Raw genomic sequence first — 24506 nt, 5'->3', positions numbered from 1 at the left:
TCGCGCCTGCGCTACCTCACAGGGGCCTATCCCCCAAGGGTGACACGTCCCTTGCCGGCCTTGTTCGGATTCCCAAGCTCGGGCAGGTTCTCGCCGACCAGGCCGGCGAACTTGACGAGATCGTCCACCTTGTACAGGAGCAGGGGATCGCCATCACCGAGCGTTCGAAAGGGGCAATCCAGCACTCCCTTGTTCCCTGCAGCCTGAACCTGGAGACGCTTGTCCGGACCTTTCCGGTCATCCCTGATGAGGCAAACGAGCGTATGCGCCGGCAGGACGACCTCCTCAGGGACATCGTGACATTGCAGTACAATGATTACCTGAACCGGTTCGCTGCCGGCAAGACTCCCTCCGGCAGTGAGTTCTCCCGTGCGCTCTTCCAGATCGAGGGGATGGCAGGAACGATCCGGGAGATCCGGAAGACTGCCCGGCTGCTGGGAACGAGAGCCAAATAATCCTGGGAATTTCCCGCCCCGTGAATGCATCGTTGCCCGGTGAGCGGACTCGCTAAAAAAACAACGTCACTCTCCTCACGGGGGTGAACGTTTCAGGAGCAGGTGGCGTCAATAATTCAGAAAAACAATCAGGAAATAGACGAGCAGCAGCAGGGATACAAGAAAGAGCCCGTACCCGGAACCCTGGATCAGCTCGTGATCGCCGGGGTATGCTTCCATCTTCGCCTCAAGTTCCTTCGTCACTGCGGTTGCCCGGACCCGGGGCAGGAGCCGGCGGGCGATCGGTTCGATACAGGTAAGGAAGAGGATCTGGGACGCAACCACCGGGTTCTTCACAAACCATGCCAGCCCCTCGATGACCCGGTCCTGTGCCGAGGTGAGCGCAACAGCGAGCCGGGCAAGGGGGCCGGTACAGAACCAGACAAACCCGTTGCCGCAGGTACGGTACAGCTCCATGAATTCGGGAACATTCTTGTCCTTTGGCACAAACAGTCGCCAGGCAAGGAACAGGATTATTCCTGCCGCCACCATCACGAGTGCGGATTCTGCAAGGTGGGAGAGCCCGAATGCATGGTATTCGACCGGGTAGGGCAGGATGGTGTAGAGGAGACCGGGGAACAGGCCGTAGAGGATGCAGCACGCAGCCGCGATGACCATTGCAACGAGCATCGGGAGCGGGGCTTCCTTCGCCACAATCCCGTCGTTCTTTGCAAAGAACGCATAGTACGTGAGCTTGGCAAAGGAGAGGAGCGTGCCGACCGATCCCACGATCAGCACGATCTCAAGGACAGAAAGGTGCGCCTCCGCTGCTGCCGAGATGATCATCCCCTTGCTGATGAACCCGTTGAAGCCGGGGATGCCGGAGATTGCGGCAGCGGCAATCACGCAGGTCACAAGAGTGATGGGCATCTTCCTTGCCAGCCCGCCGAGCTCTGATAAGTTGCTCCTGCCCGTCTGGGCGATCACGGCACCCATGCACATGAAGAGGAGGGATTTGTACAGGATGTGATTGAAGAGATGCGCAATCCCCCCGTTGACGGCAAGAGCGGTACCGATGCCAACCGCGGCGACCATGTACCCCACCTGGCTCACGATATGGTAGGAGAGGAGTTTCCTCACATCGTTCTGGAGAAGGGCAAAGACCACCCCGTAGATAACCATCAGGCCGCCCATGTAGGCAACCCCTTCCGCACCCGGTGATGTCCTCGCAAGCAGGTAGATGGCTGCCTTGGTGGTGAAGATGCAGAGGATGACGGCTCCCGGGACAGTGGAACGGGGGTAGGAGTCCGGCAGCCAGACATGGAGTGCGATGAACGCGGCATTCACGCCGATCGCGAGAAGGAGCAGCAGGAGGCTCGTGCCGGGCTCGACCGGGCCCACGAGATAATTCCCGGTCGCCCCCACGGTTATCACGATAGCCCCGAGCAGGCAGCCCCCGCCAAAGATATGCAGGAGGATGTACCGGAGCCCGGCGTTCCGTGATTCGGGGCTTGCGCCGTACCAGATGAGCAGGACCGAACTCACGGCAAGGAGTTCCCAGAAGACAAAGAGCGTGTAGAAGTCTCCGGCAAAGACGATACCAAGACCGCTGCCTATCTGGAGCAGGGACGCGACCTGGTGACCGGCCCGGTCCTCATCGCGGGCATAGATCAGGGCAAGAAGACCAGCGAAGGCGAAGATGTAGCCCACGACAAGGCTCAAGGTGTCGACCCGGAGGAGGGAAGCGGTATACCCGTGGAGGATAGTAAGGTTGCACACCATCCCCGGTGCAAGCAGCAGGGTTGCGCCGAGAGCTGCAAGGGATACTGCCGGCACGTAGATCTTCCGGACCCGCCCGTTCAGGAACGGGACCAGGAGGGCTCCTGCAATGAGGATGAGTGCCGGGGGGATCATGACGTCGGTCATGGCATCACGCTCCCGGTGATTACGGATTCTGCCATCGTGACCAGATTGAGGAACGGCCAGTCAGGGAAGAGGAAGAGGAGGACCGAGCAGATACCGGTAATGGTGAGGGGGACGAGCATGAAGAGCGGGGCTTCATGAATGCCGGTATCAGCATCGGGTTTCTCGAAGAACGCGGTCGAGATGATCGGGAAGAAATACAGGACGTTTAAGATGGAGCTCGTGAGTATGACGGCCAAAAAGACGAGCTGGCCGGCCTCGATTGCGCCAAGGGCAAGATACCATTTGGTGATGATCCCGCAGACCGGGGGCAGGCCACAGACCCCGATCGCCCCGATCGCAAACATTAGCATCGTTATGGGCATCCGTCTCCCGATCCCCTTCATCTCGCTGATATTCTCGATTCCGGTCATCACGATGATGGATCCGGCTGCAAAGAAGAGCGTGATCTTCATGAAGGCATGGAACGGGATATGGATCAGGGCGGCGATGATCCCTGACGGGGTGAGCAGGGCTACCCCGAGCAGGATATACGAGAGCTGGCTGACTGTCGAGTAGGCAAGCCGTTTCTTGAGATTGTCCTGCGTGAGCGCCATCATCGAGGCAACAATAATGGTGAAGGAGGCTATGCAGGCCAGCAGGAGGCCGAGCCCGAGCGCCGACACCATGTCGATACCAAACACGTAAAAGACCACCCGTGCGATCCCGAACACGCCGGCCTTGACCACGGCAACGGCATGGAGAAGGGCGCTGACCGGCGTTGGTGCGACCATGGCGCTCGGGAGCCACGAGTGAAGGGGGATCCATGCAGCCTTGGCAAAGCCGATGAGGAAGGTGATGAACAGGATGGTCATGAGGAGTGCCGAACCATGCCCGGTCAGGATGCCGCCGGCTGCAAACGCGGTCCCGCCGGTGAGGTAATAGGTGATCAGGACCGAGAGGAGGAAGAAGATCCCCGCGGTGAGGAGGTAGGCAAGGTATTTCCGGCCTGCCATTCTTGCCTCCTCCGTCTCGGCGTGCACGACGAGCGGGTACGTGGAGAGCGTGAGGATCTCGTAGAAGATGAACATGGTGAGGAGATCGGCCGAGAATGCCACCCCGAGCGCTGCGGAGATCGCCACGGCAAAGCAGAAGAAGTAGCGCGCCAGGTTCTCCCCGTGATGTGCCCGCATGTACCCGATCGAGTAAAAGGAGTTCATCACCCAGAGGCCTGATGATGTCAGGGCGAAGATGAGCGCGAACGCATCGGCCCGGAACGAGAGGGAGAGCCCGGGCAGGATCGGGAAGAGTGCCGCATAGGGTTCTGTGCCCGAGAAGACGAGCGGGAGCATCGAGAGGACGCAGGCAAGGGTTGCAAAGGAGGCAAGGATGGTCCAGCTCTCGCGGATCACCGGGCGGTTACGGAAGATCAGGATGAGTGCTGCGGCAACTGCCGGGATGCAGATGGCAAGGACCGGGAGAACTGAGGTCTGGTCCATGGGATCAGGTACCCCCGAGAATGCCGGTCACGAACGGCACAATGATTTCGAGCGGGATGGAAACGAAGATGCCAAAGAGCACGCAGGCTGCCGCAAGGACGAGGATGGGGGCGAGCATCCCCGCCGGGGGATCGCGGGCTGAAGTAATTGCCTCCCCGCATGCGGGAACGGGCTCCCGGAAGTACATGTATTCGATGACTTTCCAGAAGTAGACTGCCGTAAGAAGGCTGCTTGCAAGGATGACGAGGACGAAGATCCATTGCCCGGACTCAAGGGCCCCAAGCGCGATGAACCATTTGCTCATGAACCCCACGGTCGGGGGAATGCCGATCATCGATGCCGCGGCGATGACAAACGCCGCGGCGGTCAGCGGCATGGTCCGGGCGATCCCCCGTAGGTCCTCAATCGACCGTATCCCGGACGTATAAATAAAAGCCCCGGCGATCATGAAGAGGCACCCTTTCATCACGGCATGGTTCAGGATATGGAGGATCCCGCCCGTCACCGCGATGCTGTCAGCGATCCCGATGCCGAGCAGGATGTAGCCCATCTGGCTGACGCTCGAGTACGCGAGCATCCGCTTGAGATCCGTCTGGGCAATGGCAATCACCGAGCCCCCGATGATGGCCGCCGCCGCAAGCCAGCAGAATACCTCCATCACGGGGATGTCGATGATGATGAAAGAAGGGGTGAAGACCGAGAACAGGATCCTGATGAGGGCGTATACCCCGATTTTGGAGACGATAGTGGAGAGAAGGACCGTCACCGCTGAAGGGGAGTACCGGTACGCATCCGGGAGCCAGAGATGGAGGGGGAAGAGGGCCGTCTTGATGCTCAGGCCGATGATGAAGAAGATGAACGCTGTCTGGACAACGGTCGACCCGTACAGGGGTGGCAGGACGCGGGCGAGATCAGCCATGTTCAGGGTACCGGTCACGATATACAGGTGGCCGATCCCAAGGAGGATGAAACAGGCCGAGACAGAGCCCATCACAAGGTACGTGAAGCTGGAGATCAGGGCCCGCTTCTCCCTGCCGATGGCGACAAGTGCATAGGCAGCAAGCGAGGAGATTTCGAGGAAGACATACAGGTTGAAGAGATCCCCTGTCACCGCAATCCCACAAACCCCGGTGACGAGGAGGAGGAGCACGGTGTAGAACGCCGGGATCTTCTTCTCGTCGATCTCGGACAGGATGCTCCTGTTCGCATACAGGCAGCTGAGCACGCAGAGGAAGAGGATGACAGCAAGGACAAACCCGTTCAGCTGGTCGATGACGTACTCGATGCCCCACGGGGGAAGCCAGTTGCCAAGGTTGTAGTGGAGCGGCCCTGTCTGCATCACCTGGGAAAGGAGCACAAGCGAGATGCAGAACTGGATGACTGTTGTTGCCATCGCGATCGGGAAGCAGAGCCGGCGGTCTGCCCAGCCGGCAAGGAGCGTTGCAACTGCCCCGACAAGGGGGAGGACTACCACGAGGACCGGAAGGTGATCGGCTATCATTCCTTTGCCTCCAGGGCGATGAGTTCATCCTCTTCGATTGTTCCATAGGCTTCGTAGATCCGGATCGCCAGGGCAAGTCCCACGGCCGTCGTGCTGACCGCCACAACGATCGCGGTCAGGATGAGGACGTGGGGCAGCGGGTTCACGTACACCGTGGCGGGGTCCGTGGTGAGAATGGGGGCTGTCCCGCCGATGATGTCCGAACTCGAGATGTAGAAGAGGAAGATCGCGGTCTGGAAGATGTTGAGGCCGATGATCTTCTTCATCAGGTTGCCTTTTGCGATCATCGCGTAGAGCCCGATGAGCATGATGATGATGGCCATGTAGTAGTTATACCGCAGGAAGAGGCCGGGCACGAGCGTCTCGATCATACTGCCTCCTCATCCACGGCGATATCAAAAAACAGGGATGTCATGACCGCCATAACGGTGATCCCGATCCCGATCTCGACGGCCTCAGCTGCAAGACCCCGGATCTCCGGGACGGGAAGCGGCAGCGGGAGGAAGGAGTACCCGAGAAAATTCCCGCCAAAGACGATGCAGAGGATCCCGATCCCGGCATAGATACCAAGGCCGCAGGCCGAGAAGAGGACCGTGCACTTCTCCGAGATCCGTTTTCGGGCGTCGGCAACCCCGAATGCGATCCCGATCAGGATGAACGCGGAGGCGAAGATGACCCCCCCCTGGAACCCGCCGCCGGCACTCGATGCCCCGTGGATGATCACGTAGAGGGCAAAGAGCTGGATGAACGGGACCACGAGCCGGCAGACGGTCCGGATTACTACGTCCTGTTTCATAGCCGGCCTCCGCGCCGCAACAGCAGCAGGACCACGACACCGGCCGTGAAGATGACCGTGAGTTCCCCAAGCGTATCGTACCCCCGGTAATCGGCAAGGATGGCCGTCACCATGTTCTTAGTTGCCGTATCGTTGTACGCATCAGTGATGTACCGGTCCGCGACGTAATTATACGACGGGGCGGAGGCGTCGCCGAATGACGGGATGTCGCCTTCTGCCCAGAGCAGGAGGAGGCCGACGAGCAGGACCGAGACCAGTGCCCAGAGTTTCAATCTTTCGACCCCCGTGTTGTCCGGGACAGTGCAGCAACAAAGAGGATGGTGGTGATGCCTGCACCTACCGCAGCCTCGGTGAAACTGACATCAACCGCCTGCATCTCCGCCCACAGCACTGCCATGATCAGGGAGTACACCCCGAGGATCACGACCGCCGACAGGAGGTTCCGGACACTGATCGCCGCAATGGCGCAGATGACCAGGAACACGAACAGGGCGAAGTTGAACTCCCAGATCATTCCCGCTCCTCCCCGGGTTTCCATGCATGGTACTTCAGGATGTGTGCAGCCCGCACGATGGCATGGGTAGCGGTCGGGCTCATAATATAGAGGAAGATGATGAGCAGCAGCAGCTTGACCGCGTCGAACGTGAATCCTTCATAGACAATGAGCCCGAGCAGGATCAGTGCCTGCCCGAGGGTATCGCACTTGCCCGAAGCATGGGCCCGGGTGAAGAGATCGGGGAGCCGGATAAGGCCGATCGGGCCGACTATCATGAAGAACAAGCCCATGATAATCAGGGCCGCAACCACAATGGATACCGGGTCGAACATCAGCAGATACACCCCTTCTCAAGGTACTTGGCAATCGCAAGGGTTGCAAGGAAATTGATCATTGCATAGGCGAGAGCGATGTCCAAAAAGAGGTTCCTGCCGTAAATGTATCCCACAAGGACGAGCAGGAGGATGATCTTCGTCCCGATGGTGTTTGCGGCAATGAGACGGTTGCATGCACCGGGCCCGATGATTACCCTGAACAGGCAGAGGAAGATCGTGCAGATGAGCACGAGGCCGGTTACCGTGAACAGGTCGATCATTTATGTCTCCGGGAATATCCGGTGCACCCGTTTCTCGATCGATCTCCCCTCGGTGAGATCGCGGGCGGCCTCGGAGGTGAGGGCATGGACCGTGTAGGTGCTCCCGCTGACATCGATGGTGATCGTACCCGGGGTAAGCGTCATGGAGTTGGCAAAGACCGTCCGCACGATGTCATCGGTGAACGGGGTGTCGAAGGTGACTACCTGCGGGTCGATGGGGAGGTCCGGGTGGAGGACGCGGTAGGCCACATCAAGGCCGGCAAGCCAGATCTCGATGAAGAGCCAGCCGCAGTAGTGCGTGAAATGCAGGAGGGTGAAAAACCCGCCCCGGACCGGCCGGGTGAAGAGGAGGTCATGGGAGAGCAGAGCAACGATGATGGCGCAGGCCGCCCCGGCAGCGAGGTGAAATGTATCGAAGTGAGCTGACAGCAGGATCCAGAACCCGAACAGGATCCCGGCGGTGACGATGATGCTGATGATCCTCTCTATTCCCTTCATGTATCAGATCCCCGGGATGTTTGTATGTACTTGACCGGGAGGTCTTAAGAACCTTGATGCCAATTGCGCGATCACGGGGAGACCTGGTGCGTCAGGGGGAGCAGGACATCATCTTTTTTTAGTCCGGGTTGCACAGACTACCATAGTGCATCCCATGGATCTGCCCGCAACTCCCCACGCATCAACGGTCGAGGAGGTCAGGGACCGGCTCTCGACCGGCCCCTCCGGCATATCAGAGAGCGAGGCGGAAACCCGGCTTGAGATCTTCGGGAAGAACACCCTCTCCGAGGAGAAGACGAGCCGTATTGTCATCTTCCTGCGGCAGTTCAACAGCATCCTTGTCTATATCCTGATCATTGCGGCGATCGTTGCCCTGCTCATATCCGATATCAAGGACTTCATCATCATCGTCTTCATCACCATGGTCAACAGTACCATCGGCTTCTTTGAGGAGATCAAGGCGGAGGCATCCCTTGCGTCGCTCAAGAGGCTGACCGAGAGCCGGGTCTCGGTTATCCGGGGCGGTGAACGAAAGACCGTCCCCTCCGATGTTCTTGTTCCCGGCGATTACGTGCTCCTTTCTGAAGGTGACCTGGTGACTGCCGATGTCCGGCTTGCAGAAACCTCCTCTTTGAGCGTTGACGAGTCCTCCCTGACCGGCGAATCGCTGCCCGTGATAAAGGACCATTCGGCAGTGGTTGCACAAGATGCGCCGCCGTACGACCTGAAGAACAGCCTCCTGTCTGGAACTTCGATCGTCCGGGGGACCGGAAGGGGGTACGTGGTTGCAACGGGGAAGAGGACCTACTTTGCAGGAATAGCCGACCTTGCACGGGAGCGTTCCCCGGACAGCCCCCTGACCCGGGCCATCAACCACTTCTCCCGGCGCTACATCGTCCTGCTTGTTGCGATCTTCTCGCTGATCCTTGCTGTGTCGCTGCTGCAGGGCCGGGCGCTCGGCGACATCGCGTACCTTCTTGTTGCCCAGATGGTCTCGGCTGTGCCAGCCGGACTCCCCATCGTGGTCACCATCATCACAGTCATTGGCGCCCTCGCCCTCTCGAAGCACAAGACCCTGGTCCGGTACCTGCCTGCCGTGGAGACAATGGGCAGCGCCACGGTGATTGCTTCGGACAAGACCGGCACCATCACCGAGGGCCGGCTCACCGTCCACGAGAACTTTGCCATCGATCCTGACGAACTCATCAAAGCCGCAGCCCTCTGCAATGACGCCCATGATGGCTCGGGCGATCCCATCGATGTCGCCCTTGCACGCTGGGTTGAAGGGTACGACCGGATCCGCGAGCAGAACCCCCGGCGCTGGGAGTACCCGTTCGATACCGCCCGCCGGCTGATGGCGACCGCACATATGACCGAGGGCGGGGAGCGCTTCTATATCAAGGGGGCCTACGAAGAGCTCAAAAAGCACGCGGAAAATGCCGGCGGGCTGGGAGAACTGGAGAGACAGATCGAGGCGATGGCCGGGCGCGGACTCCGCGTCCTTGCATTCGGTGCCGGGAAATGGATAGCCAAAGACCCGGCCTCGTGGCGCTTCTCGATCGTCGGGATCGTCGGGTTCATCGACCCGCCCAAGGAGAGTGCTGCCGAAGCGGTCCGGGTTGCAAAGAAGGCCGGGATCCGGGTCATCATGATCACCGGAGACCATCCGCTCACGGCCCGCGAGATCGCCCGGTCGGTGCATATCTGGGAAGAAGGCGATGGTCTCCTTGCCGGCCCCGCAATCGAGGCGATGAGCGACGATGAACTTGCGACGGCCCTTCGTCATACCACGGTCCTTGCCCGGATCCTTCCCGAGCATAAGTACCGTATTGTGAAGATCCTGCAGGAGCGAAAAGAGATCGTCACGGTCACGGGAGACGGGGTGAACGATGTCCCGGCGCTCCGGGCTGCGGATCTCGGCATTGCCATGGGCTCGGGCAGCGAAGCGGCGAAGAGCGCCGCCAAGATGGTGATCGTGGATAACAACCTCGCCGTTATCGTAGATGCTATCCGCAATGCCCGGGTCATCGTCGATAACATCAGGAAGGCCATCTATTACCTCCTCTCCACGTCCATAGCCGAAATCGTGCTCATCAGCTCGACGGTCTTTGCCGGGCTCCCCCTCCCCCTCCTTCCCATCCAGATCCTCTGGATCAACCTGGTCACGGACGGGGTGCAGGACAAGACCTTCCCGTTTATCCGTGAAGAGGGTGACGTGATGGCCCGTCCGCCCAAAGACCCGGCAAAGCAGTTCTTCGACAGGCGCCAGATCCGGCGGATCGTCACCTTCGGGCTGGTGACCGGTATTCTCGGATGCGTCATGTTCTGGTACCTCCTCGGGCGTTACCCATACGAACTGACGGTATCGATCATGTTCACCTCCTTTGTCTGCCTCCAGTGGTTCAACGGGCTCCAGGCCCAGCTCGAATACGAACCTTATTTCCGCAACATCCGGCGCAGCCTCACCATCAATCCCTACATCTTTGTGGGGATCGGGCTGGGGATTGTCCTCCAGCTGGTCGCGATCTATCTTGTGCCGGGGCTCTTTGGCATTGTCCCCCTGGCGCTCGAACACTGGGGCTTCGTGATCGGCATGTCCCTCGTGCCGTTCGCGGTTGTCGAGGCAATCAAGTGGCTGGAATACCTGCTGGCGCACAGGAACCCTGCATCCTGATCTGACGGCGGGCTGTCCTGCCGCAAGACCTTTATTCCCGAAGGACGACGACGTATCATGTTTGGCCGGTACGAGTATCCCTGCAGGTTCGATGAGGGCGGGTTCACGTTCTGTATTGAACGGGAAGGTGCCCTGTACAAGTACCGCCGCCATTGCGGGGAGTCGGAGGTGCAGAGAACCCTCTCCCTTGGGGAAGCGGAACTCTTTGTCCACCCGATCGAGCCCGTACACCTCCCCAAGGAGGTGACCCGGTTCCTGGAGATCGAGTTTCCCCATGTTACAGTAGCTCCCGAATCGGGGACGGTCATCTACCTCACCTTCCCGCTCGAGGTCGGTGTTATCCTGGGCTACAAGGGCGAGCACCAGCTCCTGGATGTCTTCTCAAAAGCGCTCCCGAAGTATTCCCTGTACGGGACCCCGGAGTCCGGGGTCATTACACGGTACTGGAGGAGCGGGGTTTTCGATCGTCTTCCTTCAGGGGAGAACGGCACCAGCGGGATCCTGCGGCTCCGCATCGACAACCCGGGTAAGGGCTGGATAGAAGTCGGCAGGGTTGTCCTCGACGCAACCTATATGCCGATCTACTTTGGCCCCTTCGTCTCGATCGCTGCCGAGATTGTACTCTACTCGCAGGATCTTGCTGAGACCCGGGTGCTCAATGAATCGCTGGCCGGCGGGATGCAGGAGGCGATCCAGGTCATTACGGCGAGCCGGCTCCGTCTCCTTGCCGCCGAGACCAAAGGGTTCCTGATGGAGCACGGGGTGAGTTGACGATGGAGAGCTTTTTTGCGTTCATGCAGTCGCCGGTCGCCGGCCAGATCACCGTCTTTGACCTGGTGGTCTTCTGCATCATCGTCGCGATATCGTTCCTTGTCGCAAAAATCGTCGGCTCCCACTTAAAAAAGAATCTGGCCGACCGGGTAAAGAAGGACGAGCTCGAGAAGATCATCCGGATCGTACAGGTGATCATCGTCCTCATCGGCATCTTCATCAGCCTCCCGAGTTTCCACGTGGACTTTGCCGAACTCCTCCTGATTGGCGGTGCCGCCGGTGTAATTATCGGGTTTGCAAGCCAGCGTCTCGTCACGAGTATCGGGTCGGGTGTGTTCCTCATCATCGAACGGCCGGTCACGATGGGTGACACGGTCAAGATCGGCGACACTGCAGGCACCATCGAGGATATCAGGATCCTTTCGACCACCATCAAGACCTTCGAAGGTATCTATGTCCGGATCCCGAATGAGACCGTCTTCAACTCGGAGATCACCAATTATGTCGCCAACGTTGCACGGCGGTTCGAGTACCGGGTCGGCGTCCGGTACAGCGACGATGCCGAAAAGGCAATCCGCGTTATCCATGAGCTCCTTGACGCCCACCCGTTCGTTCTCAGGAACCCGTCTCCATCAGTTTATGTCGACGAACTGGGGGACAATGCCGTCATCATCATGGTCCGGATCTGGGCACCGTCCCGCGAATGGTGGTCGGTCCGGACCGAGATGCTCCTGAAGATCAAGACGGCGCTTGAGAAGGAGGGGATGTCGATACCGTTCCCGCAGCGGACCCTGTGGATCAAGGAGACGCCACAACCGGCTCCTGCCCCTCCCCCCGGTCAGGAAGGGGCGGAAAATCCGCCGGGCGGGCAATGATCCGCCTTCCCGTTCGTTTGTGTTCCTGCCCCCGCATCCCGCACCTTTAGCCAGGCAGGGAACAGACATGATTTTAGCATCCGGGCTGCAAAAAGGATCATAACCAGACCCGGAACAGGAAGTGTTGATCCATGCCAGCGATCGAGAATACGGATGCCCCTGCAGGGGAGTTGAAACAGAAGATAACCTGGCGGTGTGCCGTCTGCGGATTTACGTTCACCGGAGAACACCCGCCCAAAGGCTGCCCGGTCTGCCACAGCCCGTCCGCGGAATTCCTGGAGGATAGAGAAAGGACGCAGCTCACCTATGATGGTGAGCCCTTCGATGTCCTTCTTATCAATGGCAGCACACACCGGGCCGGCAATACCGGTTTCATGGCGGACCTTGCCGAAGGTGTCCTGCGGGAACGGGGGATCTCGTTTCGCCGCTTCAATATCGTGGAGCACCACATCGATTACTGCTGGTGCTGCTATGCAGTCCGGGCCGAGTCCTGCACCTATCCCTGCCGGAACAAGAATGACGACATGCCGGCGTTTCACCAGATGCTTGCGGCATCGAAAGCAGTGGTCGTTGCCTCCCCGATTAACTGGAACAGCACTTCGGCACGGTTCAAGACGTTCCTTGACCGAACCACCTGCATGGAGAACCTCTACCATCTCGGGAAGCCCGGCCTGACCGAGGGGAAGATTGCCGGTATCCTGGTCAACGGTCACGAGGACGGGGCAATCAAGACCGCACTGGACATCTGGCTGAACTTCGAGCAGATGGGCTATATCCCTGCCCCCTTCGGTATCGGTTTCCGGACGCACGGGTCGCAGTTCAACAGCAGGACCGACCACGAGTTCTTCCGGAACGATGAGCTTCTCGTCCACCAGGTACGGGGCGTGGTGACCAATGTCATCGAGATGCTGCAGCTGGGAATAGAGGAGAAGGTCAAAGGAAAACTGATCCCGGTCACCGAGTGAGCCAGCCCCGCTACGGGCAGCATTCCGGCATCTCTCTTTTCTCTCCTTCTATCCCCTTCTTTTGGGACTTACAAAAAGGGTTTAAAGGATAGGGTCCATAAAGGACGTTTACTGAGTAGTGCATCCAGGTACATTCCATTCCTGTTCATGATGCGAACAATTTCCGCACTGCTCGCCCCTGTCCTCTGACGGACAGAGACAACCACCAGAATCGAGGTGATACCAGTGAACCCCAGATACCTTACTACCGTAGACGAACTCGACAATCATGTCGGGCTTGCCCTAAAAGAGCGGGAGATGATGGAGACCGTGACGGACAAGTTCCCGTTCCGGGCCAACGAATACTACCTCTCCTTAATCGACTGGAAGGACCGCCACGACCCTCTCCGGAGGATCGTGATCCCCGATGCATCCGAACTTACCGGCTGCGGGTCAAGCGACCCCTCGTGCGAGCGGGACTATACCAGAAAACCCGGCCTCCAGCACAAGTATGACCAGACCGGCCTTCTTCTCCTCACCGATGTCTGTGGCGGCATCTGCCGCTTCTGTTTCCGGAAACGGCTCTTCATGTCCTGCGAACGCGAGACGGTAAAGGACATCTCCGGCTCCCTTGACTATATCCGCGAGCACAAGGAGATCACAAACGTCCTCTTAAGCGGGGGCGACCCCCTCATGCTGGAGACGCGGAGGCTTGAATCCGTGCTCCGCGAACTCCGGGAGATCCCCCACGTCAATATCATCCGGATCGGGAGCAAGCTGCTCGCGTATAACCCGTACCGGATTCTCAATGACCCCGAACTCCTCCTGGTCCTCTCGCGCTTCAGCACACCGGAGAAACGGATCTACGTGATGGCGCACTTCAACCACCCCCGCGAGCTTACCGAGGTCTCGATGCAGGCTGCCGACGCCCTCCGAAAGGCCGGCGTTGCCGTTGTCAACCAGACCCCCATCCTGAATGGCATCAATAACAACCCGGACACGCTCACCGCACTCTTCCGGAAGGTATCGTTTGCCGGCATCTCCCCGTATTATGTCTTCCAGTGCCGGCCGTCTATCGGGAACCATATCTTCCAGGTGCCCGTAGAGCAGTCCTACGAGATCCTCCAGAAGTCCTGGCAGGCCTGTTCGGGGCTTGCAAAGCGGGCCCGGTTCGTCATGTCGCATGCAACCGGCAAGATCGAATTTGTCGGCAAAACAACAAAGCATGTCTTCATGCGGTACCACCAGGCCGCCGACCCGGCAAACATCGGAAAATTCATGGTCTTCAAGGCAAACCCCGTGGCACGGTGGTTCGACGATTACCGGCATGCGCTCACGGACTTTGAGCCCCGGAAAATGTGGCTCTTCTGATGGTAACCATTCATCATGAGTAACGCATCAGGCACCCCAAAACAGGATCGGGGGGAGCTTCCCCCCCTTGATCCCGCACGCCGTTTCCTGAACCTGAGGGGAGAGATGAGAAATACGGTAAAGGACCTCGTCTCGATCCTGAAAGGACATACCCAGGGTGCAGAGTCAGGCAGCGATCCGGACCTGATCCAGAAGAGCCCCGAACCGGAGCATACGCCGGAGTACTGGAGGGACTGGCGCTGGCAGGTCCGGCACCGGGTCAGGGATATCAAAACATTCCAGCAACTCCTTGGGATAACATTCTCACCGGAGGAACGGGAACAACTCAAAAAGACCATTGAACGGTTTCCGCTCAGCATCACGCCGTATTACCTCTCGCTCATCGATGTGAACGATTACAAAAACGATCCCATTTTCCGGCAGGCGTTTCCCTCTCCCTCCGAACTGATTGTGGAGAATTATGAACTTTCAGACCCGCTGGCAGAGGATAAAGACAGCCCGTGCGACTGCATCACCCACCGGTATCCGGACCGGGTCCTCTTCCTTGTCAGCAATACCTGTGCCATGTATTGCCGGCACTGCACCCGGAAACGCAAGGTCGGTGACGCAGACTCGATCCCGGATCGCGCGATGATACAGGAAGGGATTGATTACATCCGGAACAATCCGCAGATCCGCGATGTTCTCCTGTCCGGTGGAGACCCGCTGATGCTGAGCGATGACTACCTGGACTGGATCTTAACCGGGCTTCGTTCCATTCCCCATGTGGAAGTGATCCGCATCGGATCGCGGGTGCCAGTGGTTTTACCGTTCCGTATTACCGATGAACTGGTCGGCGTGTTAAAAAAGCATCATCCTCTCTGGCTCAATACACAGTTCAACCACCCCAAGGAGATGACCGCATCCGCACAGGCGGCCGTGGCCAAACTCGCCGATGCCGGTATCCCGCTCGGGAACCAGTCGGTCCTTCTGGCCGGTATCAACGACTGCCCGCGGATCATGAAAGAACTCGTCCACCAGCTTGTCCGCAACCGTATCCGCCCGTACTATCTCTACCAGTGCGATCTCTCGGAAGGCATCAGCCATTTCCGCACACCGGTATCCAAGGGCATCGAGATCATGGAGAACCTGATAGGTCACACGAGCGGGTTTGCCGTCCCGCGCTATGTAATCGATGCACCGGGTGGCGGGGGCAAGATCCCGGTCTTCCCGAATTACCTGCTGACCTGGTCGGTTCACAAGGTCGTCTTACGCAATTACGAAGGGATGATCTGCACGTACCAGGAGCCGGCGAATTATGACCGTATCTTCTGCGATGGCAACTGCAATTCCTGCAAGCTCCAGCTGAATATCAACCGTGCGGATGAATCAAAAGTTGTCGGGGTTGCAAAACTCCTTGCCGACTACGATGAGACCACGACCCTGATTCCCGAGAACACAGATCGTGTTGAACGGAGGCAGGATGAACCGGTATGACACGGTTGTCCGCCATGGGAAAAGCCGTATCCAGCACGGTCATCTCAACAACCGTATCTACGTGATGCACCTTGCCCCGGAAGATATTCCGGACATCATCCGGTATGCCGATGAACTGGCCGGAAAGGAAGGGTATTCTAAGATTTTTGTCAAGGTACCAGAATCAGCGGCGGAAATCTTTGCCGATAACGGGTATATCACAGAAGCTACCGTGCCGTCGTTCTTCCAGGGGAAAGAACCGGCCGTGTTCATGGGGAAATACCCGGACCCGGAGCGCAGGGTGATCCGTGACCAGACCCGTCTTACGGATGTGCTGTCTTCAGCAGGCGACCATGCCGGGGAGTGTGCGTCGCACAGCCTGCCCGAGGGGTTCTCGCTCATGTGTGCCAATCCTGACGATGCAGAGGAGATTGCGGCACTGTTCTCTACGGTCTTTCGGACCTATCCCTTCCCGATCCTGGACCCGGAATACCTCAAAAAGACTATGGAGGAGCATATCCGGTATTACCTTATCAGGAAAGATTCTGTGCTGGCAGCAGTGGCTTCCTGTGAGGTTGATGGCGAGAACAAAAACGCGGAAGTGACAGATTTTGCCACTGCTGCACTTTTCCGGGGGAGGGGGCTCGCCGCTGTTCTCCTTCGTACCATGGAGACGGAACTCAGAAACGAGGGAATCCTCCTCGCCTTTACCATAGCCCGTGCACTATCCCATCCGATGAACAACACGTTTGCCGGAGCGGGATACCGGTTCGGGGGAATGCTCCCCAACAACACCAATATCTGCGGATCCTTAGAATGCATGAATGTCTGGTATAAAACGCTGTGATGAGAAGGATAGTTTGAAAAGTAATCGGGAAAAGAGACGATACGTGCGGAAGTGTGCGTGAATGATCGAAGATCTCATCTACGCGGCCATCACGGTTGCCCTCGGTTTCATCATCGCAGGCATAGCCTGGGGCATCATCTGGTGGCTGAAGAAGAAGGCAGAGCAGACCACAACGCACCTTGACGATATCATCCTGATGGCGGTGGGCACCCCCCTTGTCATCTGGATCGTCCTCCTCTCCATCTATATCGCGGTGACCCAGTCCGGGCTGGTCCCGGAAAATCTTGGCAGGTTCAGCACCGGGCAGATCATCAACGCGATCTTCATCCTCCTTGCAGCCTGGGCACTCTCTGTCTTCTTCACCACCCTTATCAGGACGTACGGGACCCTGCTTGCGGAGCGGACAGAGGCCGACCTTGACCGGATCATCCACATTCTCCTCATCGTGGTGAAATATGTCATCTGGTTTGCCGTATTCCTCATCCTCTTGCACATCTTCGAGATCGATATCACCGCGCTCCTTGCGGCCGCCGGGATAGCCGGGATTGCTGTTGCGCTTGCGGCACAGGACATCATCGGCAACTTCTTTGCCGGCATTGTCATTGCCACCGACAAGCCCTTCCGGCTGGGCGACCGGGTCCGGATCGATACGTTCTTTGGCGATGTTGTGGGCCTTGGCGCACGGAGCACCCGGATCCGGACCATGGACAGCCAGATCGTCACTATCCCCAACTCCAAGGTCACCTCGAATGTCGTGATCAATTACTCCATGCCCGACACCACCCTGAAAGTCCGGATCCCGTTCTCCGTTGCCTACGGGACGGATATGGATAAGGTCACGGAGATCCTCCTTGCCATTGCCCGGGACGCTATGGAGAAGACGCCGTGGGTCCTTCCTGAACCCGCACCCGCGGTCTTTCTCCGCGAATTCGGGGAGTCCGGCCTGAACGGGCAGCTCACGCTCTGGATTAACGAGTACAGCCAGCAGTGGGAGACAGAAGACTGGATCAACCGGGAGATCCTGAAGAGGTTCAGGGCCGGGGGCATCGAGATACCGTTCCGGCAGATTGATATCCGGATGCGACAGACAAAGGAATAGTGGGGAATACGGCGCGAATGACCGGAAATGACGGTTCCTGCGGCAGGGGAAACCAGGGCATATCAGGCAGACCCGGGCCGGGTGAAGGACGATTATGATAGCGATCGAATACCTCCTTGCCGGGGCAGCAGTCCTTATCCTGCTCAGCATCATCGCAAATAAGGTCTCGGGGAGGCTCGGCCTTCCCGCCCTGTTGATCTTCATCTTTGTCGGCATGCTTGCCGGTTCCGAGGGCCCCGGGAGGATCTACTTCAACGACCCGTTCCTGGCGCAGAGCATCGGCGTTGTCGGCCTTGCCCTTATCCTCTTCTCGGGAGGTCTCGATACCCGGTGGACTGAAGTGCAGCCCATTTTCCGGCGCGGACTTGCGCTCTCCACCGTGGGCGTCCTCTTAACGGCACTGGTCGTCAGCCTGGCAGCAGTCCTCCTGCTCGGGTTCACCCCGCTTGAGGGCTTCCTGCTCGGGGCCATCATCTCCTCGACAGATGCGGCGGCTGTCTTCTCGATCCTCCGCTCGCGCCGGGCAAGCCTGAAAGGTGATCTGCGCCCGCTCCTCGAGTTCGAATCGGGGAGCAACGACCCCATGGCGATCTTCCTGACCATCGGGGCGATCACGCTCCTCATGCAGCCCGAGACCTCGTTCTTCTCGCTCGTGCCGCTCTTCGTCCAGCAGATGGCAGTCGGCGGTCTCTTCGGCTATGGTATGGGAAAAGGCATTGCCTGGCTGATCAACAGCGTGAAACTGGAATACGAAGGACTGTATGCCGTCATCACCCTTGCCTCGGCGGTGCTCGCGTACAGTCTCACCTCGCTTCTTGGGGGCAACGGGTTCCTTGCCGCCTACATTGCCGGCCTTGTCATCGGCAACAGCGCCATCGTCCACCGGAAGAGCCTGATCCGGTTCCACGAGGGAATCGCGTGGCTGATGCAGATCACCCTCTTTCTCGCGCTCGGGCTCTTTGTCTTCCCCTCCGAGCTGTTGCCCGTGCTCGTCCCGGGCATCATCATCTCCATTGTCCTGATTTTTGTTGCCCGGCCCATTGCCGTGTACGTCTCCCTCATCCCGTGGAAGATGAAGATGAGCGAGAAGCTGATGATCTCGTGGGTAGGGCTCCGGGGCGCGGCCCCCATCGTGCTTGCCACCTTCCCGCTCATTGCCGGCGTGCCGCAGGCGCATGTCTTTTTCAACCTCGTCTTCTTCTCGGTGATAGCGTCGGCTCTCCTGCACGGGACATCGATCCCCTTTGTGGCAAAACATCTCGGCCTTTCCGCCCCCCTCCCCTCCCGTTCGCGGTTCGGGCTGGAACTGGATTCTCCGGAGAATTCCCGGAGCGAACTCTTCGAGCTTGTGGTCCCTCACGGCTCGCCGGCTTCCGGTAAGCAGATCGTGAACATCGGCCTGCCGGCCGGCACGCTGATCATCTTGATCGCAAAGGGCAGCGAGCAGTTCTCGCCCCGGGGGGCAACGGTGATTGAAGACAAAGACACCCTCCTCATCCTCACGACGCCGGAGGCAGCGCCGGCCGTCCGCCGCATCATCACGGGGGAGATGGAGGCAGTACCGGAAGAGCCCGAGCCCCCGGAAGGTGGATGGCCGTGGGGATCCGGTTTTACCTGGGGACCGGCGAAACCCCCAAAGGAGGAACGGGAAAGATCATGAGCGCACCCATCCAGGAACGCTGGTCATCGCATGCGATCTTCATCCTTGCAGCCATCGGTGCAGCGGTGGGGATCGGCAACATCTGGCGGTTCCCGTCCGTCATCGGGCAGAACGGGGGCGGGGCATACCTCATCCCCTACCTTGTCGCGGTCTTTGTCTTTGCGCTCCCGCTCATGATCCTGGAGATCTCGGCCGGCCGGCACTTCCGGGGCACCGTTGTCAGCGCCTTTGCGTCGGTCCGCCCCTCGTTCCGTGCGCTCGGCTGGCTCGTCTGCGCAGTCATCTTCCTGATTTTGAGCTACTACCTTGTCATCACCGGCTGGACACTTGCCTACACGGCCTTCTCCGCCACTGGCAGCACGGAACCGTTCTCCGCATTTTCCGGTTCGTTCCTGCCCGTCCTCTTTGGGATGATCGCCGTGGTCCTGACCGGGATCATTGTCGCTCTCGGGATACGGCAGGGGATCGAGCGGATCACGGTGCTGATGGTCCCCGTCATCATCATCGTGCTTGCGATCCTGGTGCTGTACTGTATGACCCTATCGGGGTTCGCTGAGGGGCTGGTCTTTGTCTTCACCCCGGACTTCTCGGCCCTGACCCGTCCCGGCCTCTGGGTGGCGGCGTTCGGCCAGGCCTTTTTCTCGCTCTCCGTAGGGGAGGGGATCCTGCTCACCTACGGCTCGTACATGGACCGGCAGCAGGACATTGCCCGGTCATCGCTCATCATCGCGGTTGCCGATCTTGGCGTCGCCCTCCTTGCCGCCCTCGTCATCTTCCCGGTCGTCTTCTCGTTTGGCCTCTCCCCATCCGCGGGAACGGAACTTGCGTTCACCACCCTGCCTCTTGCCTTTTCCCTCATGCCGTACGGGAACATCATTGCCATGGGCTTCTTCATTGTCCTCTTCTTTGCGGCATTCACATCTGCTGTCTCCATGCTGGAGGTCAGCGTTGCGGCTGTGCAGGAAGCGCTTCTGTGGACCCGGCAGAAGACCGCTGCGGTCGTAACCGCGGCCCTTCTCCTCATCAGCCTGCTTCCGGCCCTCAGCTACAGCGCAGCCCGCCTTTCCCTCTTCGGCATTCCCGTGCTCGACCTCATGGACGAGACAATAGGGACGATCGGGCTCCACCTGTCTGCTGCCATCCTGGCGATAGCGTTCACCTGGTTCCTGCCACGGGAAGTCTTCGAGTCCGAGACAAAACAGTCGTTTCTCATGAGCAGGGTTGTCTTCCCGCTCTGCAAGTACGTGATCCCGGCTGCCCTTCTCCTCACCATCGGCGTACACCTCGTCGCGGGATTCGAGATCCCGGATGCAACCTACATCGCCGGTGCCCATTACCTTAATGCCTGGCTCCAGACGGGAGGACTTGTTACCTTCATTGCCGGAATCCTGGCAATCGCCCTGATTATCGACAAGGTCCGCAGGTGACCTCGGGCGGGAGATACGGATAGAGAAGATAATGAGGTTCCCCTACGCACCGGGTAGTGGATGACCATCGAACGAACCCTTGCAAAGGCGTTTGCCCTTGACGATACCGCATGGCGCCGGCATGCCAGCCCGTGGAGTGTTGCCCTGCGCAACACCGTCCTCCCCCTCCTCGTGCTTGCATTCTTCAGCCGGCTCTGGCTTGGCTGGTGGGCGGTGGTGTCGGTTGCCCTTGCCCTCCTGTGGACCTGGCTGAACCCCCGGATCTTCAGCGAGCCCGCCACGTTCGACCACTGGGCCTCGAAGGCGGTCTTCGGGGAGCGGGTCTGGCTGAACCGCGATGCCGTACCCGTGCCGGCCCGCCATCGTACTGTCCCGAACCTCCTGTCCATGGTCTCGGGCGCCGGGATGCTCTTTGTCTTCTGGGGAGTCCTCGTTTTCGACGTCTGGCCGATCGTTTTCGGGATGGCCCTTGTCTATTGCGGAAAACTCTGGTTCCTTGACCGGATGGTATGGCTCTGGGAGGACATGAAGGAGGAAAACGAATACCGGCACTGGATGCAGTGAGCGCTCCCGGTATGGGAAAGGATCACCGGCCTCATGCCGGATATTCCCAAGGTTCAGAAAATCGTGCTCCCGGTAATCTGCCGGCGACGGATTATCCAGAGGATGATCGCAGCGCAGATGAAGGTAAGGAAGAAGGTAAACCTGTTGAGGATTGCCTGGGTAACGGGAATTCCCTCGGGCGAGAGGAGAAAACCCCCGATGAGGAAGAACAGGGTGACAAGAGAGACCGCGGGGATGGCATAGAGCCGGGAGGACCAGTACGAGAGGATAAGGGGAATGAGATAGAGGAGCCAGACCGGCTCTCCCAGCGGGGTGATGGTATCGATGAAATAAATGCAGATGATAGTCAGGAGGGTAACGGCAACGATGCCCGGGTCCGATGCAAGAAGATCGAGGATCCTGGTAAAAAGGGTCCGGTTCCGACGCCTGGAAGGGTGCATGGGGCAGTCCTGTGAACAGAATGCTTCTGTCACTGAATAACTATTTTCGGGTGATTGAAAAGGATTGCGGAATCCCTCGTTAGATTACCTTCAGGACCGAATGGAGGACGAACCAGGCCAGGATGAGGAGTGCAACCCCGCCGGTGACCCGCTGGAGGAGACGGATGGCATCGATCCCGCCGTGAGTGTCGCGGGTTTCCCCCCCGGTAACAGTGCCGCCATGGAGCGGGTCTTCGGGCTCATCCCGCCCCGCTTTCTTTCTGCCCTGTGTCATGTGTGATGATACAACGGAAGCATTTAACTCCTTTCTGAGCTGGCGGACCGGGCCGCTTCCGCGGGGGACACCGGAACCGGATGTCCATGGCAACCGTACCCTCGTAGGAACGGGCCCTGCTGCTCCCTAAAAAGGGATACACATAAACACGATGGCGGCCCATCTTTTTTATCATCTGGTGACAAGGTCCACCATCAGTCGCCCGGATACGGGCTGATGACGTTTAATTTTCCTGGAGATGATGTCCGCACAGCGGTGATAACGGTCCGTTTGCACGCCCGCGGAAAAACGAGGTATAATCATGTCGCAACAACTTGGGGGACAACCCATTATTATCATGAAAGAAGGAACTACCCGGAACCGGGGAGAGGAAGCGCAGAACAGCAACTTTGCAGCGGCAAAGGCCGTTGCAGCGGCGGTCCGCTCAACGCTCGGTCCCAAGGGGATGGACAAGATGCTCATCGACGGCATCGGGGACATCACGATCACGAACGACGGGGTGACGATCTTAAAGGAAATGGATATCGAGCACCCGGCAGCAAAGATGATCGTGGAAGTGGCAAAGACCCAGGACGATGAGGTCGGCGACGGGACAACGTCCTCCGTTGTCATTGCCGGCGAACTGCTGAAGAGCGCTGAAGGGCTGGTTGCCCAGGGCGTGCACCCGACCGTGATCGCGGAAGGGTACCAGATGGCCGCGGAGAAGGCGCTTTCTATCCTTGACAGCATTGCCATCGCGGTAAAACCCACCGATACCGCCATGCTGAAAAAGATCTCCATTACTGCCTTAAGCGGCAAGAACGCGGAAGTAAGGAAGGACCTGCTCAGCGATATCATCGTGAAAGCGGTATCCTCTGTCGCGGACGCAGACGGGAAAGCCGACCTTGCCCACATCAATGTTGCAAAAAAGGTCGGCGGCGCAGTTGACGACACAACCCTCGTCGAAGGGATGGTCATCGACAAGGAACGGGTCAATTCGACCATGCCCAAGTCCGTGACCAATGCAAAGATCCTGATCCTCAACGCAGCGCTGGAATTCAAGAAGACCGAGGTGAACGCGAAGATCAACATCTCCACTCCCGGGCAGGCCGCAGCATTCCTCGATGAGGAGGAGCACATGGTCCGTGTCATGGTGGACAAGGTGGTAAAGAGCGGCGCAACGGTCCTCTTCTGCCAGAAGGGGATCGACGATCTTGCCCAGCACTACCTGGCAAAGGCCGGCATCTTTGCCGTCCGCCGGGTCAAGAAGAGTGACAGCGAGAACCTGGCCCGGGCAACCGGGGCAACCCTCGTGACGAGCCTTGATGCCATTACGAAAAACGACCTCGGGTCGGCCGGCCTCGTGGAGGAGAAGAAGGTCTCGGGCGACGAGATGATCTATATCTCGAAGTGTAAGAACCCCAAAGCAGTCTCGATCGTTGTCCGGGGCGGCACGGTGCACGTTGTCGATGAACTCGAACGCGCCATCCACGACGCCCTGATGGTCGTCTCGGTTGTTGTCGCAGGGAAGAAGGTCGTTGCCGGTGGCGGCGCCCCCGAAGTCGAGCTCTCGCTCCAGCTCCGCGAACATGCAGCAACGGTCGGCGGCCGGGCCCAGCTCGCCATCGAGGCATTTGCCGCAGCAGTGGAGATCATCCCGCGGACCCTTGCCGAGAATGCCGGGGCTGATGCGATCAACGTCCTTGTAGCGCTGCGCTCGGCTCACCAGTCCGGGAAGAAGACGGTGGGGCTCGACGCAGATGCCAAGAAACCGGCCGACATGCTGAAGGCCGGCGTTGTCGAGCCGCTTCGCGTGAAGACGCAGGCGATCTCAAGCGCCACAGAGGCAGCCGTCATGATCCTCCGCATCGACGATATCATCGCAGCCCAGAAATCAGCCGGGCCGGCCGGCGGGATGCCCCCCGGCAGTATGGGTGGTATGGGCGGCATGCCCCCGGGTATGGGCGGGTATTGAACGGATAATCTTTTTAAGCCGGTTTTATCTTCAGGATGTGGAACAACCCGCCTATCGGGTTGTTCCCCTGCACCTTTCGCACCAGATTGAGAGCACTACCCGATATCAGCGCAGCGCCGCAACGGTGTCTGTCCACGCACTAATCTTCTCCCGTATGGCATCGTCTTCGTACGAGGCTACGGTCAGCCGGTCGCGGGCAAGTGCAAGGAAATAGATCTCACCGCAGGGATCGTGACACTTCAGGATGACCGAGAAGAGGTCTGAATCCGGGATGTGCCGGGCCTTTCCGCAATGCGCTGAGAAATTTGCCATGTTGGAAAGGACTGCGGCAATCCCGTACCGATATCCTTCAACAGAGTTGTACATCTCCTGCCCGGCCCCGACCCGGTTCCTGTCGTTGTCTTCATAGACAAATTTCGCGGTGTACATC

The 24506-nt window shown here is 58.9% G+C and carries 25 protein-coding genes and 1 pseudogene; 13 read left to right on the top strand and 13 right to left on the bottom strand.

All coding sequences use genetic code 11. The features are described 5' to 3' along the window. The coding region (locus CW742_RS00435) for a hypothetical protein (protein ID WP_292415448.1) at window positions 1-455 on the top strand (455 nt) is incomplete at its 5' end. A gap of 108 nt (window positions 456-563) precedes the next feature. On the opposite strand, the gene CW742_RS00430 is transcribed toward CW742_RS00435, so the two are convergent. Genes CW742_RS00430 through CW742_RS00385 form a run of 10 tightly spaced genes read right to left on the bottom strand, consistent with a single transcriptional unit; the run spans window position 564 to window position 7721 of the window. Continuing rightward, window positions 564-2360 (bottom strand): Na(+)/H(+) antiporter subunit D, encoded by a 1797-nt coding sequence (locus tag CW742_RS00430; RefSeq protein ID WP_292415447.1) that lies wholly within the window; start codon window positions 2358-2360, stop codon window positions 564-566. Further along, window positions 2357-3835: a monovalent cation/H+ antiporter subunit D family protein gene (locus CW742_RS00425; protein ID WP_292415446.1), complete on the bottom strand. Its 1479-nt coding sequence runs from the start codon at window positions 3833-3835 to the stop codon at window positions 2357-2359. Before CW742_RS00425 ends, CW742_RS00430 begins: the two co-directional genes overlap by 4 nt. A gap of 4 nt (window positions 3836-3839) precedes the next feature. Further along, entirely contained in the window at window positions 3840-5336 is a 1497-nt protein-coding gene (locus tag CW742_RS00420) for a monovalent cation/H+ antiporter subunit D family protein (protein ID WP_292415445.1), read from the bottom strand. Then, on the bottom strand, window positions 5333-5707 hold the full coding sequence (locus CW742_RS00415) for a cation:proton antiporter subunit C (RefSeq protein WP_292415444.1): 375 nt from the start codon (window positions 5705-5707) through the stop codon (window positions 5333-5335). Before CW742_RS00415 ends, CW742_RS00420 begins: the two co-directional genes overlap by 4 nt. Further along, on the bottom strand, window positions 5704-6132 hold the full coding sequence (locus tag CW742_RS00410) for an MnhB domain-containing protein (RefSeq protein WP_292415443.1): 429 nt from the start codon (window positions 6130-6132) through the stop codon (window positions 5704-5706). The genes CW742_RS00415 and CW742_RS00410 overlap by 4 nt, the downstream gene beginning before the upstream one ends. Continuing rightward, window positions 6129-6404: a hydrogen gas-evolving membrane-bound hydrogenase subunit E gene (gene mbhE / locus CW742_RS00405; RefSeq protein ID WP_292415442.1), complete on the bottom strand. Its 276-nt coding sequence runs from the start codon at window positions 6402-6404 to the stop codon at window positions 6129-6131. The genes CW742_RS00410 and mbhE overlap by 4 nt, the downstream gene beginning before the upstream one ends. After that, a complete protein-coding gene (locus CW742_RS00400) occupies window positions 6401-6646 on the bottom strand; it encodes a hydrogenase subunit MbhD domain-containing protein (protein WP_292415441.1) in 246 nt (81 codons plus the stop codon). The genes mbhE and CW742_RS00400 overlap by 4 nt, the downstream gene beginning before the upstream one ends. Beyond that, entirely contained in the window at window positions 6643-6960 is a 318-nt protein-coding gene (gene mnhG, locus CW742_RS00395) for a monovalent cation/H(+) antiporter subunit G (RefSeq protein ID WP_292415440.1), read from the bottom strand. Before mnhG ends, CW742_RS00400 begins: the two co-directional genes overlap by 4 nt. Then, window positions 6960-7223, bottom strand: a complete 264-nt coding sequence (locus CW742_RS00390; protein ID WP_292415439.1) for a monovalent cation/H+ antiporter complex subunit F — start codon at window positions 7221-7223, stop codon at window positions 6960-6962. The genes mnhG and CW742_RS00390 overlap by 1 nt, the downstream gene beginning before the upstream one ends. Further along, window positions 7224-7721, bottom strand: a complete 498-nt coding sequence (locus CW742_RS00385) for a Na+/H+ antiporter subunit E (protein WP_292415438.1) — start codon at window positions 7719-7721, stop codon at window positions 7224-7226. Between the two features lie 154 nt (window positions 7722-7875). Here CW742_RS00385 and CW742_RS00380 point away from each other — a divergent pair, with 154 nt between their 5' ends. The 11 genes from CW742_RS00380 to CW742_RS00330 all read left to right on the top strand — a co-directional run bounded on the left by CW742_RS00380 (window position 7876) and on the right by CW742_RS00330 (window position 21408). After that, window positions 7876-10395, top strand: coding sequence for a cation-transporting P-type ATPase (locus CW742_RS00380; protein WP_292415437.1), 2520 nt, complete (start codon window positions 7876-7878; stop codon window positions 10393-10395). A 57-nt stretch (window positions 10396-10452) separates the two neighbouring features. Then, the gene (locus tag CW742_RS00375; protein WP_292415436.1) at window positions 10453-11166 is read left to right on the top strand and encodes a DUF432 domain-containing protein; all 714 of its coding nucleotides are present in this window, start codon (window positions 10453-10455) and stop codon (window positions 11164-11166) included. A 2-nt stretch (window positions 11167-11168) separates the two neighbouring features. Then, window positions 11169-12041, top strand: a complete 873-nt coding sequence (locus tag CW742_RS00370; RefSeq protein ID WP_292415435.1) for a mechanosensitive ion channel family protein — start codon at window positions 11169-11171, stop codon at window positions 12039-12041. 131 nt (window positions 12042-12172) lie between these two features. After that, on the top strand, window positions 12173-13006 hold the full coding sequence (locus CW742_RS00365; RefSeq protein WP_292415434.1) for an NAD(P)H-dependent oxidoreductase: 834 nt from the start codon (window positions 12173-12175) through the stop codon (window positions 13004-13006). Window positions 13007-13231: 225 nt separating this feature from the next. Further along, complete coding sequence (locus tag CW742_RS00360) at window positions 13232-14356, top strand: KamA family radical SAM protein (protein ID WP_292415433.1); 1125 nt, start codon at window positions 13232-13234, stop codon at window positions 14354-14356. A gap of 105 nt (window positions 14357-14461) precedes the next feature. Beyond that, window positions 14462-15832 carry a lysine 2,3-aminomutase gene (gene ablA, locus CW742_RS00355; RefSeq protein WP_292415432.1) on the top strand — a complete coding sequence of 457 codons (1371 nt, stop codon included), beginning with the start codon at window positions 14462-14464 and terminating at the stop codon, window positions 15830-15832. Next, on the top strand, window positions 15819-16658 hold the full coding sequence (gene ablB / locus CW742_RS00350) for a putative beta-lysine N-acetyltransferase (RefSeq protein WP_292415431.1): 840 nt from the start codon (window positions 15819-15821) through the stop codon (window positions 16656-16658). Before ablA ends, ablB begins: the two co-directional genes overlap by 14 nt. 61 nt (window positions 16659-16719) lie before the next feature. Further along, window positions 16720-17757, top strand: coding sequence for a mechanosensitive ion channel family protein (locus tag CW742_RS00345; RefSeq protein WP_292415430.1), 1038 nt, complete (start codon window positions 16720-16722; stop codon window positions 17755-17757). Between the two features lie 94 nt (window positions 17758-17851). Then, window positions 17852-19417, top strand: coding sequence for a potassium/proton antiporter (locus CW742_RS00340; protein ID WP_292415429.1), 1566 nt, complete (start codon window positions 17852-17854; stop codon window positions 19415-19417). Then, window positions 19414-20844, top strand: coding sequence for a sodium-dependent transporter (locus CW742_RS00335; RefSeq protein ID WP_292415428.1), 1431 nt, complete (start codon window positions 19414-19416; stop codon window positions 20842-20844). The genes CW742_RS00340 and CW742_RS00335 overlap by 4 nt, the downstream gene beginning before the upstream one ends. Window positions 20845-20904: 60 nt before the next feature. Next, on the top strand, window positions 20905-21408 hold the full coding sequence (locus CW742_RS00330) for a DUF6653 family protein (RefSeq protein ID WP_292415427.1): 504 nt from the start codon (window positions 20905-20907) through the stop codon (window positions 21406-21408). Between the two features lie 53 nt (window positions 21409-21461). On the opposite strand, the gene CW742_RS00325 is transcribed toward CW742_RS00330, so the two are convergent. Together CW742_RS00325 and CW742_RS00320 are read right to left on the bottom strand one after the other, a co-directional pair. Next, window positions 21462-21848, bottom strand: a complete 387-nt coding sequence (locus CW742_RS00325) for a hypothetical protein (protein ID WP_292415426.1) — start codon at window positions 21846-21848, stop codon at window positions 21462-21464. 79 nt (window positions 21849-21927) lie between these two features. Beyond that, entirely contained in the window at window positions 21928-22122 is a 195-nt protein-coding gene (locus tag CW742_RS00320; RefSeq protein WP_292415425.1) for a hypothetical protein, read from the bottom strand. Window positions 22123-22423: 301 nt separating this feature from the next. Here CW742_RS00320 and thsA point away from each other — a divergent pair, with 301 nt between their 5' ends. Further along, the gene (gene thsA, locus CW742_RS00315; protein ID WP_292415424.1) at window positions 22424-24076 is read left to right on the top strand and encodes a thermosome subunit alpha; all 1653 of its coding nucleotides are present in this window, start codon (window positions 22424-22426) and stop codon (window positions 24074-24076) included. Window positions 24077-24181: 105 nt separating this feature from the next. Here thsA and CW742_RS00310 read toward each other — a convergent pair. Continuing rightward, window positions 24182-24506: pseudogene (locus CW742_RS00310) on the bottom strand (hypothetical protein); the annotation flags it as partial.

The sequence above is a fragment of the Methanoregula sp. genome, assembly GCF_002835825.1.
In the GTDB taxonomy this organism is placed as follows: Archaea; Halobacteriota; Methanomicrobia; order Methanomicrobiales; family Methanospirillaceae; genus Methanoregula.
Note: the sequence above shows the minus strand (reverse complement) of the source record. Positions and strands in the feature narration are given on the sequence as shown.

What these genes read in the sequence shown, in the direction of transcription:
- CW742_RS00430 (WP_292415447.1), bottom strand. Translation starts at nt 2,360, where the DNA reads ATGACCGACGTCATGATCCCCCCGGCACTCATCCTCATTGCAGGAGCC.
- CW742_RS00425 (WP_292415446.1), bottom strand. Translation starts at nt 3,835, where the DNA reads ATGGACCAGACCTCAGTTCTCCCGGTCCTTGCCATCTGCATCCCGGCA.
- CW742_RS00420 (WP_292415445.1), bottom strand. Translation starts at nt 5,336, where the DNA reads ATGATAGCCGATCACCTTCCGGTCCTCGTGGTAGTCCTCCCCCTTGTC.
- CW742_RS00415 (WP_292415444.1), bottom strand. Translation starts at nt 5,707, where the DNA reads ATGATCGAGACGCTCGTGCCCGGCCTCTTCCTGCGGTATAACTACTAC.
- CW742_RS00410 (WP_292415443.1), bottom strand. Translation starts at nt 6,132, where the DNA reads ATGAAACAGGACGTAGTAATCCGGACCGTCTGCCGGCTCGTGGTCCCG.
- CW742_RS00400 (WP_292415441.1), bottom strand. Translation starts at nt 6,646, where the DNA reads ATGATCTGGGAGTTCAACTTCGCCCTGTTCGTGTTCCTGGTCATCTGC.
- mnhG (WP_292415440.1), bottom strand. Translation starts at nt 6,960, where the DNA reads ATGTTCGACCCGGTATCCATTGTGGTTGCGGCCCTGATTATCATGGGC.
- CW742_RS00390 (WP_292415439.1), bottom strand. Translation starts at nt 7,223, where the DNA reads ATGATCGACCTGTTCACGGTAACCGGCCTCGTGCTCATCTGCACGATC.
- CW742_RS00385 (WP_292415438.1), bottom strand. Translation starts at nt 7,721, where the DNA reads ATGAAGGGAATAGAGAGGATCATCAGCATCATCGTCACCGCCGGGATC.
- CW742_RS00380 (WP_292415437.1), top strand. Translation starts at nt 7,876, where the DNA reads ATGGATCTGCCCGCAACTCCCCACGCATCAACGGTCGAGGAGGTCAGG.
- CW742_RS00375 (WP_292415436.1), top strand. Translation starts at nt 10,453, where the DNA reads ATGTTTGGCCGGTACGAGTATCCCTGCAGGTTCGATGAGGGCGGGTTC.
- CW742_RS00370 (WP_292415435.1), top strand. Translation starts at nt 11,169, where the DNA reads ATGGAGAGCTTTTTTGCGTTCATGCAGTCGCCGGTCGCCGGCCAGATC.
- CW742_RS00365 (WP_292415434.1), top strand. Translation starts at nt 12,173, where the DNA reads ATGCCAGCGATCGAGAATACGGATGCCCCTGCAGGGGAGTTGAAACAG.
- ablA (WP_292415432.1), top strand. Translation starts at nt 14,462, where the DNA reads ATGAGAAATACGGTAAAGGACCTCGTCTCGATCCTGAAAGGACATACC.
- ablB (WP_292415431.1), top strand. Translation starts at nt 15,819, where the DNA reads ATGAACCGGTATGACACGGTTGTCCGCCATGGGAAAAGCCGTATCCAG.
- CW742_RS00345 (WP_292415430.1), top strand. Translation starts at nt 16,720, where the DNA reads ATGATCGAAGATCTCATCTACGCGGCCATCACGGTTGCCCTCGGTTTC.
- CW742_RS00340 (WP_292415429.1), top strand. Translation starts at nt 17,852, where the DNA reads ATGATAGCGATCGAATACCTCCTTGCCGGGGCAGCAGTCCTTATCCTG.
- CW742_RS00335 (WP_292415428.1), top strand. Translation starts at nt 19,414, where the DNA reads ATGAGCGCACCCATCCAGGAACGCTGGTCATCGCATGCGATCTTCATC.
- CW742_RS00330 (WP_292415427.1), top strand. Translation starts at nt 20,905, where the DNA reads ATGACCATCGAACGAACCCTTGCAAAGGCGTTTGCCCTTGACGATACC.
- CW742_RS00325 (WP_292415426.1), bottom strand. Translation starts at nt 21,848, where the DNA reads ATGCACCCTTCCAGGCGTCGGAACCGGACCCTTTTTACCAGGATCCTC.
- CW742_RS00320 (WP_292415425.1), bottom strand. Translation starts at nt 22,122, where the DNA reads ATGACACAGGGCAGAAAGAAAGCGGGGCGGGATGAGCCCGAAGACCCG.
- thsA (WP_292415424.1), top strand. Translation starts at nt 22,424, where the DNA reads ATGTCGCAACAACTTGGGGGACAACCCATTATTATCATGAAAGAAGGA.